Here is a 13,642-nt window from a genome sequence, read left to right as displayed (position 1 = left end):
ATCAGCAACAGTGGAAACCTAAATCCGGCTTTGACGACCGGACAGCAAAGTGCGGCGTCACAGCAGGAGAATGATATGAGTTTCACCCTTATCGCGCTCGCGGCCGCCGCCGCGACCCACAATGTTTCGATAGAGCATCACGGCCAGCAGGTCGGCGCGACCTACACCGCCCGCGCGGAAATCCGCAGCAGGACGATCGGCGCCAGGACCCCCAATCGCATGGACGCCCAGCGCTGCCAGTGGACCGCCACCATCGTCGTCGACCGCAGGCTGGACCATGGCCCGGCGCTGGCCCGCACCATCGCGACCGACAAGCGTTTTTCGGGCAGCGAAGCCGGCGCCTGCACGCCCGGCCGCAATTCGGGGACACGCAATCTTGCCCAGCATCAGGAAAAGATAGAGGCCCATCTGATCGCGGTCGCCGAAGCCGACCGCGCGCCCCTGCTGGCTGAACTGGACTCGGTACGTAATCTTGCATCCAACTGATCGTCTCTGCCGCCTGGCATGGCTGGGAGCATTGCTGCTCGCCGGCCATGCCGTTCCGGCCGCCGCCCAATATGCAGCCGGCCCGACCATCACCCTCGAAGCCGCCAGCGACGAACGCCGCCGCGGCCTGAGCTGGAGCGACGGCGATCCGGTGCTGCGCGGCAGCGTCTCCGTGCCGGTGGCGGAAGGGCTCAGCCTCGATGGCGCGGCCACGACGCTCCGGGGCAGCGACCGTCATGGCGGCGCCGACGCCGTGCTCGACCTCGGCGCCACCTATGCGAAGCAACTTGGCGGCTGGCGCCTGACCGCGGAGGGCCGCTACCATCTCTTCCCCGGCGCCTCCCGCGCCGGTAATGGGAATTGGGGCTATGGCGAGGTCGGCGCGATCGCCGGCTTCGCGCTCGGCCCGGCCAGTATCGATCTCGGCGCCCGCTACGCCCCGCGCCAGTCCGCCGTCGGGGGCGACAATCTCTACCTCTCGGCCGGCGCCGCGCTCGCCATTCCCGGCACGCCCTTCACCCTGTCCGGCCATGTCGGCCGCTCGTCCGGCGACGTCCACGATTCCGCCAAAGCCGCCCGCCTGCGCCCGGACGGCGGCTATTGGGACCATGGCGTTGCGCTCGACTGGTATCAGGGCCGCTGGTCCGCCGGCCTGCGCTACGCCGATACCGACATCGACGCCCCAAACAGCGCCCATGGGGGCGCCAGCCTGATCGCAAGGGTCGGCTTCACCCTGTAATCCCAGCCCCGTTCGCTTCGAGCGAAGTCGAGAAGCGCGTAGAGATGTTTCCCGCTCTGTCCTACAGCCCGCACCCCTGCTACAAGCGCGGCAGGAGGATGCCGCCCATGCCCGTCGAACTCACAATCCTCGCCTGGGGCATGATCCTGCTCCTCGTCCACATCTTCGCCGCCGTGCAAGTGAAGACGATGCAATATGGCGCCAAGTGGAACATGGGCGCGCGCGACGAGCATCTGCCGCCGATGAATCCCCTCGCCGGCCGCCTCTCCCGCGCGCAGGCCAATTTCATGGAGACGCTCCCGATCGCCATCGTCGCCCTGATCGGGGTGGTGGTGGCGGGCAAGGCCAGCGAATGGACCGCGCTCGGCGGCTGGATCTGGCTCGGCGCGCGCATCGTCTACCTGCCGCTCTACGGCCTTGGCGTGCCGGTCGTGCGCACCCTCTTCTTCCTCGCCAGCCTCATCGGTCTGCTGATGATCCTCTGGCCGCTTCTCGGCTTCTGACGTCGTGCCGCTTGCCCCGCGCCGCCGCTCCCGCTAAGCGCGCGCGCCATGACTGCGCATAAATCCGGTGATCCCACGACCCTCAACCGCCTCTATGGCCGTCAGTCGGGGCCGAAGCTCCGCAAGGGCCAGCAGGAACTGGTCGGCACCCTCCTCCCTGCCCTCTCCGTGCCGGCGGAGGGCGAAGTCACTGCCGCGAACCTGTTTGGTTATGACCGCCCGCTTCATTTCGAGATCGGCTTCGGCGGCGGCGAGCATCTCGCCTATCGCGCCGACATGCTTCCCGATCATGGCTTCATCGGCTGCGAACCCTTTCTGAACGGCGTCGTCCAGGCGCTCGGCCATGTCCGCGACCGGGCGCTGGGCAATGTCCGCCTCCACATGGGCGATGCGCTCGATGTGCTTGGCCGCATTCCCGATGGCGCGCTGAGCTTCGTCTATCTCCTCCATCCCGATCCCTGGCCCAAGGCGCGCCACGCCAAGCGCCGGATGATGAACCCCGGCCCGGTGGCGATGATCGCGAAGAAGTTGAAGCCGGGCGGTGAATTCCGCTTCGGCACGGACCATCCCGTCTATCTGCGCTGGGCGCTGATGGTGATGAACGGCCATCCCGATTTCGACTGGCTGGCGAGCGAACCGAAGGATTTCCAGAACCGCCCCGGCGGCTGGCCCGAAACCCGCTATGAAGCAAAAGCCCGCCGCCTAGGCCACGAAGTGTGGTATTTTCGCTACAGGCGCAGGCCGAGCTTGGTGTAACGCTGGGTCCCACCGGCGGCCATGTCGGCTTTCCTTGAGACGATCTTTGTCGTCCGCTTTTTCGTGCCGTAGACCATAATCAGATATCGGGATCGAGACTGCCTGTCTGATTACGACGCATCCAACCTGCACAGAACATCGCCATGGCGGCCATCAATGCCGGGATTGCCGCAGCAAGGAAGAGGCGACTTTCGGGCAGCTTGGCCGCCACGAGCGTTCCCCCCAAAAGCGGTCCCACGATCGAGCCCAGGCGACCGACCGCCATACCGATCCCCGACCCGGCGCCGCGCACGGGCGGCGGAAACAGGTCCACCATCATCGCCGGAAAGTTGATCTGGGCGCCCAGCACGCAGAAGCCTGCAAGGAACAGGATTGCGAAGACCAGCATCTGCGAGCCGAGGGGAGCGCCGATCAGGGCGACGAATCCGGCGCCGATGCATGTCATGGCGGCAATCGGAAGATAGGGACCGAAGCGGTTGATGAGCGGAATGCTCGCCAATGCGCCGCTGATGCCGCCGAGGTTCAGCGCGACACCGGCAAGCGCCGCAAGTTGGGGCGTCCCTCCGCGCGACACGACCAGCGAAGGCGTCCAACTGACAAGCGCATAGGTGAGCATCAGCAGGCAGAACAGCCCCAGCCACAGGCTCACCGCCGGCCAGAGCCGACCTTCAGCAAGCGGCGCCCGCAGGAAATTCCGTCCTTGCCGGGCCGCCCGCAAATGCCCCTTGTCGCCGATCGATTCCGGTATCGCCAGTGCTGCGATCGTCGCCATGAGCGAGGCGACACCTGCGCAGGCAAAGACGGTCGGCCAGCCGGTATGCAGCAATGCAGCAGTCAAGCCACCGCCCACGACGGCGCCGAGCGGATAGCCGATGTACATCAGCGTGACGGTCCCCGACCGTTTGCGGGGTCCGGCATGTTCGGCGGTCAGGGCGATGACCGCCGGCAACGCCCCGCCCAGGCCGATGCCGGCAAGGAAGCGCAGCGCCGCCAGTTCATGGAAATTGTCGGCCAGCGCACAAAGGAAGGTCATGGTCGAGGCGAGCGACAGCGCCGCCAGGAGCATGGGCTTGCGTCCATGGCGATCCGACAAGGGGCCCATCGACACCGCGCCGACGATCGCCCCGAAATAGCCCGCTGCGAACAACTGCCCGATATCGGTGGGCGCAAGTTGCAGTTCACGGGCGAGTAGCGGCGCCACGAAAGACACCATGAGGGTATCATAGCCGTCGATCATCACGATCAGGAAGGAAAGGATCACCACCCGCACGCGCGTGGCGCTCTCCTCCACGGGCGCCGGCTCGATGGCTTGCACGACGCCCATGTTACGCAAAGCCCAGGAGTTTCCGGGGATTGTCGCTCAATATCTGCTTGCGCACCGCCGGGTCGGGGGCCCAGATGGCCAGAAGATTGAGCAGCGCGCCGGTGTCGCGCGATCCTTCGGGGATGTGCGGCCAATCGGAACCCCAGATGGCGCGTTCGGGCGCAGCCGCGACGATAGCCTTTGCAATTTCGTTGACGGCGTCCATACCCCGCTTCTTGGCGAGCCGATAGGGCGCCGACAGCTTCAGCCAACAGCGCCCCTCCTTCATAAGCGCGAGCAGGCGCGAGAAATCCGCTTCCGTCAGACCATCCTCCTCCAGCATATAGCCCATATGATCGATGACATAGTCGATCTCCAGCGTCGCGAGAAAATCGATCAGGTCGCGGACCAGATAGCCCGGCGCATAGAATTGGAGATGCCAGCCGAACGGCGCGACTTTGGCGGCCATGGCGAGGATATAATCCTGGATCGCGTCGAGCGGCAGTTGCGACCGCTTGAACAGATCCAGCCTGACGCCGCACACGCCCGCTTCGGCATAGGCCTGGAGCGTTGCATCGTCGATATCGGGTTCGACCATCACGACGCCACGGGCCATCCCCCCCGCGGCCTTCAGATTGTCGATCAGGCACCGGTTGTCGGTGTCGTAGAAACTGGGCTGGACGATCACGAAATGGCGCAGGCCCAGGACGGGCATCGCCGCCTGAAACTGGGCCAGCGTCGCGTCGGGCAAGGTATAATGCGGCTTCGCGACTGACGGATAGAGATCAAGCGGTCCGAAGATATGCATATGCGCGTCGACAGCGCCCTCCGGCATCTCGAAGATCGGACACTCGAGCGTCTCGGCCGGTCGCATCGGCTGCGAAACGAGCGGTTCATGTGCGGTCATTGCTGATCTTCCCGTAAGATTGCGTGGATTGTCGGTTTCAAGCGAATTTGCGGCGCCAACTGTCCGCGCGCTGGAGCAGGCTCTCGGCCACGATATCGGTGTCGATGCCGGCGAAGACAAAGGGCGAGAAGCCCATATCGAGCAGACGGAGGAAATGATCGTCGTCGGCAACGCCGCCGATGATCGCGATCTTTCCATGCCTGCGCGCCGCTTCCGCGACATGCCGGCAAGCGTCCATCACGGCGGGATCGCGCGCCTGCCCCGGACAGCCCATTTCGGCGGTCAGGTCATTGGTGCCAACGCCGATAATGTCGACCCCTTCGATGGCCGCGATCGCCTCGGCATTTTCGATCCCCTTGGGCGATTCGATCAACGCCTGCACCACGACGGTGCGATTGGCCAGGGCGACGAAATCCTCGGCCGGCGCGCGCACGAATCCGGTCTGGGGCAGGCGGGCAAGCATCGATCGCTGCCCCATGGGCGGAAAGCGACAGGCGCCGGCCAGCAGGCGCGCCTCCGCCGCCGTTTCGATCCTGGGACCGATGATCCCGGTCGCGCCGCTGTCGAGCAGCCGCCCGATGACGCCATATTCGCGCTCGGGCACGCGCACCCAGGCGCCCAGCCCCAGATCATGCGCGGTCGCGGCGATCTGCGCGGCGGCATCGACGGCCATGCTGCTATGCTCAAGATCGATCCAGACCAGATCATAGCCCGCCCCCGACGCCATGCGTGCGATATCGGGCGTGCGACTGAAACGAATGCCCAGCGACACTATGCGCTGGCCAGATTCCAGGCGCGCCATCACGGACGTTTCCAGATCCAGGTCGCGCAGACGATCATATCGCATTTCGGGCCTCTCCCATTGCGTGCGGATGCCAGTAAGCGCTGGCCCATGGCGCGTTTCTCCGCGCCGTTTCCGACCATTTGCCGCGGCTGATCCTTTTATGCTAATTTAATACTGGAGAGAGATTGATGGGGGCAGCATATCAATGGACATAAGGCAGCTGCGCTACTTCACGGTCCTGTGCGAAGAACTGCACTTTCGGCGCGCCGCGGAACGGCTGAACATCACCCAGGCGCCGCTATCGCTCGCCATCCAGTCGCTCGAGCGCGAACTGGGGGCGCAATTATTCCATCGGACCCAGCGGCGCGTGTCTTTGACGGAGATCGGGGCCGCCTTCCGGTCCAATGCGGCATCGATCCTGGGACAGCTTGAACGGGCCGTGGACGATGTGCACGAAATGGTTGCGGGCGAAGCGGGTCATCTGCGGATCGGCTTCACCGCCGCGTCGTCGCTGCTCTTCTTTTTTCCCAAGATCATCCGCACTTTCAGGACGCGCTATCCCCAGGTCAAGATCACCCTCCATGAAATCTCCTCGCAAGGTCAGATGACGGCCCTGGCTGACCGGGAAATCGACATAGGGTTCCTGCGGACGCTGACGCCGCCGCATCGCTCGGAGATCAGCTTCACCCATCTGGTCGAGGACCCGCTGGTCGTCGCTATGCACGCCGAACATCCGTTCAATCGGGCGGAGACGCTGACCATAAGCGCGCTGAAGGACGAGCCGCTCATCTTCTATCCGCGCAAATCGGGCGTTGGCATCTACGACCAGATCATCAAGCTTTTTTCCCGGGAAGGCCATATGCCCAACATAGTCCAGGAAGCCCAGGAATCCTCCACTATCATCAGCTTGGCCGCCTCGGGCCTGGGGGTGGCGATCGTGCCGTCGGAACTCCAGTGCATCAAGGTTCCCAATATCAGTTTCCGGCCGCTGTCCGACGCCGATGCCGTCACGCGGCTGCTCCTGGGCTGCCGTGCCGGCGAAGAAAGCGCGCTGGTGGGGAATTTCCGCCGCCTTGCCCAGGCGACAATTGCCTCGGCGCAAAGCCAGTCCGGTAGACGTGAAGTTTGATTTCCTGAAGCAAACAATCACTCCTCCATATTGAATTAGCATAGATCAACATTCATCCTCTATTCCAACAGCGACGCCGCTGGATCAGCGCCGGGTCGGCCGCTGAGGCATGAGCGCTACGGGCCATGTTTCCGCACATCCGGACTGACGCAAAGTGCGGCGCGATTGCAAAGGAGAGGAAGTGAGCATGTGCCAGCTGAAAGGGGCATTTTTGCACTCGATCGGGCGTTCCCTGTCCGTTATTCTGGCCGGGACGGCCTTGTCACCCTTGGTGATGGCCCAGACGCCGGACAGGCTTCCCGAGCAGGGACAGGAGACGCAGGGCATTGCCGACATCGTGGTGACTGCCGAACGCCGCGCTGGATCGGTACAGGACACCCCGATCGCGATCAGCGCCTTTGGCGCCGAGAAGCTGGAAAGCCGGGGCATTGTGTCGGTCGAAGGGCTTTCGCGCATCGCACCCAGCCTCCAAATCTATTCTGAACAGGTCAACAACGAAGAATATATCATCCGCGGCATCGGCAAATCCAACGAGGATCTGACGACGGATTCGGGCGTCGCGGTCAATATCAACGATGCCTATATCGCTCAGTCGGGAGAGGCCAATGCCGCGCTGTTCGATATTGAGCGCGTGGAAGTGCTGCGCGGCCCGCAGGGCACGCTCTATGGCAAGAACGCCGTGGGCGGCGTCATCAACATCATAACGCGCAAGCCGACCGATCATCTCGACGGCTATGTGCTGGCCGAACTGGGCGGCCTTGGCCGCCGGCAATTTGAGGCGGCCGCCAGTGCGCCGGTCATCGAAGACAGACTTTCCGCGCGCATCGCCGGCTTTTCACTGCATACCGACGGCGCCTACCGCAATCTCACCACCGGCAATCGCGCCAACGGCATCGACAGCCAGGCGCTGCGCGGTTCGCTCCTGTTCACGCCCAGCGACGATTGGGAGATCAGCCTCGTCGCCGACTATTCCAAGGTCGATCAGGATGGCGTCCTCAAGAGCGCGATTGTCGATGTGCCCGGCACGCAGCTGATCGTCCGCGACTTTTTCGAACCGCCTTATCCTACCCAGGAAGAGAATATCCGCAGTGGCCGGAGCGAGACAGAAGGCGAGCAGGGCATCCGCCAATGGGGCGGCGTGCTGCGGATCGACCGCAATATTGACGCCGGGACCATTTCCTTTCTGTCCGCCTATCGCGGCGAGCGCAGTTACAATGTCGAGGATGTCGATCGGACCGCGGCACTGCAAAATAATTTTGCAGCGACGCAGAAGACCTGGGCGACGAGTCAGGAACTGCGTTTCGTCTCGGACGATGCGGGTCCGCTGTCGGCCGGGGGCAGGCTGCACTGGTCGGCGGGTCTCTACTGGTTCCACGAACAGGGCTGGCGCGACCAGGATATCTATCTTTACGGCTGCACGCCCGGCAGCCAGCCATGTGACGCGGGCAATCCCGACAACCCGGACGACGGCCTGATCGGCCCGGGAACGCCCGACTATCAGAACAGCACGGCCAGCTTCCTGCAGCGGATCAACACCGACAGCGTCGCGGCCTTTGGCGAAGTCAAATATGACATCACCGACCGGCTGAGCGCGACGGCTGGCCTTCGCTATACCAGCGAGAACAAGAAGTTCGGCCTCGACGCGAGCAGCGTCGCCAATGTCCCGGGCGGCGATCCTTTCTCGCTGTTCCTGCCCGATGGCGACTTCCAGGCCGTGCGCAGCAAGACCTGGCACAGCCTGACCCCCAAATTCGTTCTGGAATATGAGCCGAACCGGGACGTGCACACCTATCTGAGCTATTCGCGCGGTTTCAAGAGCGGCGGGTTCAACGGTCAGGCCGGCAGCGTTATCGATACCGCGCCCTTCGATCCGGAAATTGCCGACAATTTCGAGCTGGGGGTCAAGGCGGACCTGTTCGACCGGCGCCTGCGGCTCAACGCCGCGGCCTTCTACATCAAGTTCAACGACCTGCAGGTCACGGGCGTGAATCAGCAGGGACTGGTCATCACCAATAATGCCGCCGACGCCCGGATCAAGGGCGTCGAGCTGGAAGCCTGGGCACAACCCTTGCCGGGGCTGAGCCTAAACGGCAGCCTCTCGCTTCTCGACGCGACGTTCAAGGATTATGCGATCGAGGCATTCGATCCAGGCATCACCGACGGTCCTCCCTTCTATATTCTCGACCTTGACGGTGAACGGATGCCCAATATTCCCAAATATATGGCGACGCTCGGGTTCCAGTATGAGCATGAACTGGGCGATGGTTCGAAGATCCGGATGGGGGCGGATGCCACCTTCAAGGGGAATACGCTGACCAATGAACTGACGTTGCGCGCCAATGCCTACACGGTCGTGGACGCCAGGGTCGGATGGACCTCTGCCAACGGGCGCTGGGACATTAGCGGCTGGGTGCGCAACCTGACGAACGAAGTCTATTATACCGGCGGCGGCGCCATCCCGGACTATAATAAGGACACGACCAGGGTTGGTCTGGTCGCGGACCCCAGGACTGCCGGCGTGACCGTCAAATTCTCCTTTGGAGAATGACGGCGCCTTCCCCGGCGCCGGCCGGGCGCCTCACGGCCATATGCAATCGGCGATCCCTTGAACGCGATAGGAAAGGAAATGACATCCATGCAGCAGGACAGCGATTTTCTGTCGCCGCAAGCGAAATTTCTCGCGGTTCACCAGCGCCTGGAAACCTCGGGCGCCCGCTGCGCCCATATCTTCAAACGCGGCGACGTCGTGAATCTTGTCGTGCCGCAACTCGCCACGGACTTGATGGACCAGCCGCCGCATATGAATGGCGGCGATTCCGACGTCGATGCGATCCTCTATTCCTGGGCGGGAGGACGGTTCGTCGAGCAGGAGCGCCTGCCCGCTCCGGGTGGCGAGGACGCGCTCTTTTTCGAAAATGGCGAAGGACGCTTCCTGGCCTTCGCCAATCTGCGCACGGGCAGCGGTCCCTATGAACCCAATAGTCGCTCGCTGATCTACCGCGAGCAGGATGGCGCATGGCGGCTCGACGAGAGCATCCCCAGCTTCGCAGCCAAGCAATGGCATCATTTCTCGCTCGGCGACCGGCAATTCCTCGCTCTCGCCCAGGGGCTGACCCTGCCTCACCTCTCGCCCGAAGGCCATGGCCGGTCGGTCATCTTCGAGCGGGTCGAGGGCAAATGGATGGAGTTCCAGATTCTTGGCGGTCGCTGGGGATATAATTGGTGCGATTTCACGGTCGATGGCCACCAGTTCCTCGCTTATGCCGACCATGTTTCGCCCAGCCTGATCTATCGGTGGGACGGCGCGCAGTTCCTTCCCTATCAATCCTTCGCCGAACAGACCGGCCGCAGCTTCCTCCATTTCACCCATGAAGGAACCCATTGGCTCGCCTTCGCGGCGATCGGAGGCGCTTCGACCCTCTATCGCTGGAATGGGGAATTGTTCGTCGCTCATCAGTCGCTGGGCGGCGCGGGCGGACGCGAGTTCGAGTTGATCGCAAGCGACCATGGCCTCTTCCTGATCCGCATCTGCTTCATCGAAGGGACGCCGGCGAACCCAAAGACGGACCTCCTGTCCCAATTGTACAAATGGATCGACGGCAAGTTCGACCTGGTCGAGGAATTTCCCACCTACGGCGGCACCGACGCCAGTCATTTCCAGGTCGACGGCCAGGATTATCTGGCCGTCTCCGACAGCCTCACGCCCGAGGTTCGATACCGGCAGGACATGGTCATCTATAAATTGACCCTGGATGCCTGAGGAAGACGATATGCCCTACCAACCCGATCCGGAATTCAGGACGCTGTTTGAGCTGTTCACCGCGACCCAGGACAGCATCGGCACGAAGCTTCAGCAGCAATTGGGCCGGGTCCGGGCCGATGATCCCCTGCTCGTTTCGACGGGGAGCGACCTCGTCCTCTTCCCAGGCTCCGGCCGACCGCCCGTCACCGAGAGCTTCCGCCTGTCGACAAGGGGCTTTTTTGAACTGACGGGCATATCCCATCTTGGCATCGCCATCCCCTATCTCGCTCGCCTGCGCGAAACCGGCCATCAAGGCTGGACGGATGACGCCCGCGCGCTCATCACGCAATGTGCAAGCACCCGGACGGTCAACAGCCTTGCCTATTGGCGCGACGTGGTCGCCGTGGCGGCTTGGTCGGGCCTTGAGGAAAAGATCACCGCGCTCGTCGATTACAGCTGCAAAATCACGGAAGCCTATCTCGAGAAGGCGCTGGCTGATCCCGCTTTTCTCGACTTTGATTATATGCGCGCCAACCTGCTCGAGGGTGACGGTCCCGACGCCATAGCCGTGCCGATGAACGACATGATGGCGGCCACCTTCGCCCTCGTCTTTCTCGACACGGGACATCGGATCATCAACTGGCTCCATGCCCAGAATATGCGCTGGGAAAGGCTGATGGTGCTGATCAGCGGCCGTGCCGGCCGTCCGACAGCCGGGGTCACCTGGCAGACCAACAGCATGTGCCATCTTCTCTATCAGGCGTCCGGGCGGACGCTCGATCCCGAACGCCTGCTGATTGCCCCCCATGCGCCTGGGCTCGATCTTGGCCAACTCACGACGGCCGAAGCCTCTGCGAAGATCGAGGCCGACTATCGGCAGATCTGGTATAGTTCGCTTTCCTCGGTCGAAATGAGCCGGTTGATGTGGCCGGACTATCCGGCCTTCAAGAAGGCCGTGGAGACCCCGCCGGTGGTCGATCCGGACACGCAGATCGTGACGGAAATACCAATGGTCCGCTCGGTTCATGACCGACGGGCGATCGTGTCGCGACTCCGTCATGTGATGGAGGATCCCGCGCAGCAGATCGCCATGGCCGGATCGCAATTCATGATCGACCAACTCTGCGCCAACGGCAATCGACCCGAACTGGTCGAGATACCCGGCTTTACCCATATCGACTATCCCGCGTCATAGTCTCCTGCATGGGCGACGCCTCCGCCAACGTATCACAACCCGAAAAATTCTACGTATATAAAAATTTTTATGATGTTTTATTATTATATTGCGTAAAAATAATCGCATAGATGCGTTGAAAATATGCTATCCTGCGCCTTACCCCTCTTGTGTCGAATGACCCAGTTCGATTATGTCCGTGCGGGATAATGGCCCCGATCATGGGAGCCGATCCTAGGAGTGGATCGATGCGCGAATTGCGGTTCGACGGTCAGCTAGCCCTTGCTATCGGAGCAGGCGGCGGGCTGGACCGGGCCTATGCGGAAATTCTGGCGGCGCTCCTGTGCTCGCCAATGACCTTGGCGACAATTTCGAAGACATCGGGGCCGACAAATAGCAGGAGGAGCGAGCAATGACGGCTCCCGAAAACGGCGCACCGACCATGGGGCATATCGCTCTCCATTATCCGCGCGCCGTGGACGGTCCTGCGGCCGTCAAATTGTTGACTTTGCTCGGCTTTGTCGAAACGCAAGCGCTGCCTTTGCCGCAGGGCAATTTCTACCGCTTCGTGGTCAGCGAGCGGCATCACAGCCGGGGCGACGGCATCCTCTACCTCTCGGCCGTTCCTCCCGCGCAGCAGGCGCTGGTCGATGCGACACGCGAAGCATTGGGTTACGGCACCGACCATGAACATCCGGCGATCGGCGATCTCCGCAGGGCGATGGAGGCCGACCCGGAATATTGCTTTCATGTCGGAACGCTCGTCGGTTCGCTGGAGGAACTGGAACGGATCGCGCTGGAACTGCAAGAGCGCAACCAAAGCGATCCCGACCTCAAGGGCCGCCTCAAGATAACGATCAACCGGCCACGCCTCGGGGACGGGGCGATCGACGCGCGGCTCGATGCGTCTCCCGCCTTCGGAAAGGTGCAGCGCTACGCCTATGGGCGCAACGGCGTGCAACTGTTCGTCGAGACAGACCTGCTGGCGAGCGGGCCGCTGGGCGAATCCATGGTGATGGAACTGGATTATATTTTCCCCGGCCATGACAGCCATATCCTGTCGATCGTCGAACTGTGATGGAAACAAGCATGACCAACGAAGAGTTAGTTTTTTCCGGCGGCGTTGCCGTGATTACCGGCGCCGGCGCCGGCATCGGCATGGGGATCGCCAGGCGCTGCGGCGCGATCGGCATGACCGTGGTGGTTACGGACATCGACCTGGCGAAGGCTGAGGCGGTGGCGGAGGCGATTCTCGCCGCAGGCGGCAAGGCCGAGGCGATGACCGTCGACGTGTCCAGGCCCGAAGCGCTCGATGCGCTCGCGAACCATGTCTTCGGCCGCCATGGCGCGGTGCGGTTGCTGGTCAACAATGCGGGTATCGAGACGATCGGCCTCACCTGGGAGATACCGGTGGCGCGTTGGGAAACGACGCTCAATGTCAATATCCATGGCGTGGTGCATGGGGTGCGCGCCTTCGTCCCTCATATGCTGCGCGTGGGACAGCAAGCCTATATTGCCAACCTGTCCTCCATCGGCGCCTTCGGGCAAATGCCGACGCAAACCGCCTATATCATGAGCAAACATGCGATCCAGTCGTTCAGCGAATGCCTTTACCTGGAGATGCAGGTCGCCAAGGCGCCGATCCATGTCAGCTCGGTCATCCCCGGTATGCTCAAGACAAGCATCTTCGATGCGCGGGCCGGAGAGGGAGAACCGGAAAATGCCGCGCGCCACCGCGCCACCATGGCGCATATGATGGCGACTTACGGCATGGATCTGGACGCAGGCTGCCAACGCATCGTCGAGCGGATCGCTGCAAGGGAATTCTGGGTCGACACCCAGCCTGACATGACCGATCAATCCGTAGAAGCGCGGATGGCGTTCTTTCGCGATCGTGGCGCGCCGGCGCTCACCGACACGACGCGCCAATTGCTGGGTCAGGATTGACGCAGAGCGAAGCGCCGCAAGAAAGGGCGCCCTTTCTTGGACTCACCGGAGCGCCAGCGCGCCCCTCTCCTGATGCAACGTCCGCATAATCGCCGCTAGGTCGTGTCCCACGGGGTGGTGTAGGTTCGCCGGCGTAGCCATGGCGATCTCCGGCTAGAGCCGGGTTGATCAT

General features: G+C 62.8%; 13 protein-coding genes. 10 read left to right on the top strand and 3 right to left on the bottom strand.

The genetic code is table 11. The features are described 5' to 3' along the window. Positions 1-75 precede the first annotated feature (75 nt). The 4 genes from AC58EF_RS12320 (at position 76) to trmB (ending at position 2,484) form a co-directional block, all read left to right on the top strand. Complete coding sequence (locus AC58EF_RS12320; protein WP_497276588.1) at positions 76-486, top strand: hypothetical protein; 411 nt, start codon at positions 76-78, stop codon at positions 484-486. Beyond that, positions 473-1,225, top strand: a complete 753-nt coding sequence (locus tag AC58EF_RS12315; protein WP_497276587.1) for a TorF family putative porin — start codon at positions 473-475, stop codon at positions 1,223-1,225. Before AC58EF_RS12320 ends, AC58EF_RS12315 begins: the two co-directional genes overlap by 14 nt. A 107-nt stretch (positions 1,226-1,332) precedes the next feature. Next, positions 1,333-1,728, top strand: coding sequence for an MAPEG family protein (locus AC58EF_RS12310; protein WP_497276586.1), 396 nt, complete (start codon positions 1,333-1,335; stop codon positions 1,726-1,728). A 48-nt stretch (positions 1,729-1,776) separates the two neighbouring features. Then, positions 1,777-2,484: a tRNA (guanine(46)-N(7))-methyltransferase TrmB gene (gene trmB / locus AC58EF_RS12305; protein WP_497276585.1), complete on the top strand. Its 708-nt coding sequence runs from the start codon at positions 1,777-1,779 to the stop codon at positions 2,482-2,484. Positions 2,485-2,563: 79 nt separating this feature from the next. Here trmB and AC58EF_RS12300 read toward each other — a convergent pair whose 3' ends face one another. From AC58EF_RS12300 to AC58EF_RS12290, 3 genes are read right to left on the bottom strand one after another with little or no spacing between them, the layout of a single operon-like run. After that, a complete protein-coding gene (locus tag AC58EF_RS12300; protein ID WP_497276584.1) occupies positions 2,564-3,808 on the bottom strand; it encodes an MFS transporter in 1,245 nt (414 codons plus the stop codon). A gap of 1 nt (position 3,809) precedes the next feature. Beyond that, on the bottom strand, positions 3,810-4,694 hold the full coding sequence (locus AC58EF_RS12295) for an amidohydrolase family protein (protein WP_497276583.1): 885 nt from the start codon (positions 4,692-4,694) through the stop codon (positions 3,810-3,812). Positions 4,695-4,731: 37 nt separating this feature from the next. Next, positions 4,732-5,541 (bottom strand): HpcH/HpaI aldolase family protein, encoded by an 810-nt coding sequence (locus tag AC58EF_RS12290; protein WP_497276582.1) that lies wholly within the window; start codon positions 5,539-5,541, stop codon positions 4,732-4,734. A 142-nt stretch (positions 5,542-5,683) separates the two neighbouring features. On the opposite strand from AC58EF_RS12290, the gene AC58EF_RS12285 reads away from it, so the two are divergent. From AC58EF_RS12285 to AC58EF_RS12260, 6 genes are all read left to right on the top strand, one after another. Continuing rightward, positions 5,684-6,607, top strand: coding sequence for a LysR family transcriptional regulator (locus AC58EF_RS12285; protein ID WP_497276581.1), 924 nt, complete (start codon positions 5,684-5,686; stop codon positions 6,605-6,607). Between the two features lie 274 nt (positions 6,608-6,881). Beyond that, complete coding sequence (locus AC58EF_RS12280; protein ID WP_497276580.1) at positions 6,882-9,155, top strand: TonB-dependent receptor; 2,274 nt, start codon at positions 6,882-6,884, stop codon at positions 9,153-9,155. Between the two features lie 78 nt (positions 9,156-9,233). Next, complete coding sequence (locus AC58EF_RS12275; protein WP_497276579.1) at positions 9,234-10,367, top strand: hypothetical protein; 1,134 nt, start codon at positions 9,234-9,236, stop codon at positions 10,365-10,367. Positions 10,368-10,377: 10 nt separating this feature from the next. After that, positions 10,378-11,544: a DUF5624 domain-containing protein gene (locus tag AC58EF_RS12270; RefSeq protein WP_497276578.1), complete on the top strand. Its 1,167-nt coding sequence runs from the start codon at positions 10,378-10,380 to the stop codon at positions 11,542-11,544. Positions 11,545-11,935: 391 nt separating this feature from the next. Then, a complete protein-coding gene (locus AC58EF_RS12265; protein WP_497276577.1) occupies positions 11,936-12,601 on the top strand; it encodes a hypothetical protein in 666 nt (221 codons plus the stop codon). A gap of 11 nt (positions 12,602-12,612) precedes the next feature. Beyond that, on the top strand, positions 12,613-13,470 hold the full coding sequence (locus AC58EF_RS12260; protein ID WP_497276576.1) for an SDR family NAD(P)-dependent oxidoreductase: 858 nt from the start codon (positions 12,613-12,615) through the stop codon (positions 13,468-13,470). Positions 13,471-13,642 lie beyond the last annotated feature (172 nt).

The sequence above is a fragment of the Sphingobium sp. WR1 genome (assembly GCF_059693745.1).
Note: the sequence above shows the minus strand (reverse complement) of the source record. Positions and strands in the feature narration are given on the sequence as shown.

Excerpts from the sequence above, each read along its gene's own strand:
- AC58EF_RS12320 (WP_497276588.1), top strand. The coding sequence starts at position 76 with ATGAGTTTCACCCTTATCGCGCTCGCGGCCGCCGCCGCGACCCACAAT.
- AC58EF_RS12310 (WP_497276586.1), top strand. The coding sequence starts at position 1,333 with ATGCCCGTCGAACTCACAATCCTCGCCTGGGGCATGATCCTGCTCCTC.
- trmB (WP_497276585.1), top strand. The coding sequence starts at position 1,777 with ATGACTGCGCATAAATCCGGTGATCCCACGACCCTCAACCGCCTCTAT.
- AC58EF_RS12300 (WP_497276584.1), bottom strand. The coding sequence starts at position 3,808 with ATGGGCGTCGTGCAAGCCATCGAGCCGGCGCCCGTGGAGGAGAGCGCC.
- AC58EF_RS12295 (WP_497276583.1), bottom strand. The coding sequence starts at position 4,694 with ATGACCGCACATGAACCGCTCGTTTCGCAGCCGATGCGACCGGCCGAG.
- AC58EF_RS12290 (WP_497276582.1), bottom strand. The coding sequence starts at position 5,541 with ATGCGATATGATCGTCTGCGCGACCTGGATCTGGAAACGTCCGTGATG.
- AC58EF_RS12285 (WP_497276581.1), top strand. The coding sequence starts at position 5,684 with ATGGACATAAGGCAGCTGCGCTACTTCACGGTCCTGTGCGAAGAACTG.
- AC58EF_RS12280 (WP_497276580.1), top strand. The coding sequence starts at position 6,882 with ATGGCCCAGACGCCGGACAGGCTTCCCGAGCAGGGACAGGAGACGCAG.
- AC58EF_RS12275 (WP_497276579.1), top strand. The coding sequence starts at position 9,234 with ATGACATCCATGCAGCAGGACAGCGATTTTCTGTCGCCGCAAGCGAAA.
- AC58EF_RS12270 (WP_497276578.1), top strand. The coding sequence starts at position 10,378 with ATGCCCTACCAACCCGATCCGGAATTCAGGACGCTGTTTGAGCTGTTC.
- AC58EF_RS12265 (WP_497276577.1), top strand. The coding sequence starts at position 11,936 with ATGACGGCTCCCGAAAACGGCGCACCGACCATGGGGCATATCGCTCTC.
- AC58EF_RS12260 (WP_497276576.1), top strand. The coding sequence starts at position 12,613 with ATGACCAACGAAGAGTTAGTTTTTTCCGGCGGCGTTGCCGTGATTACC.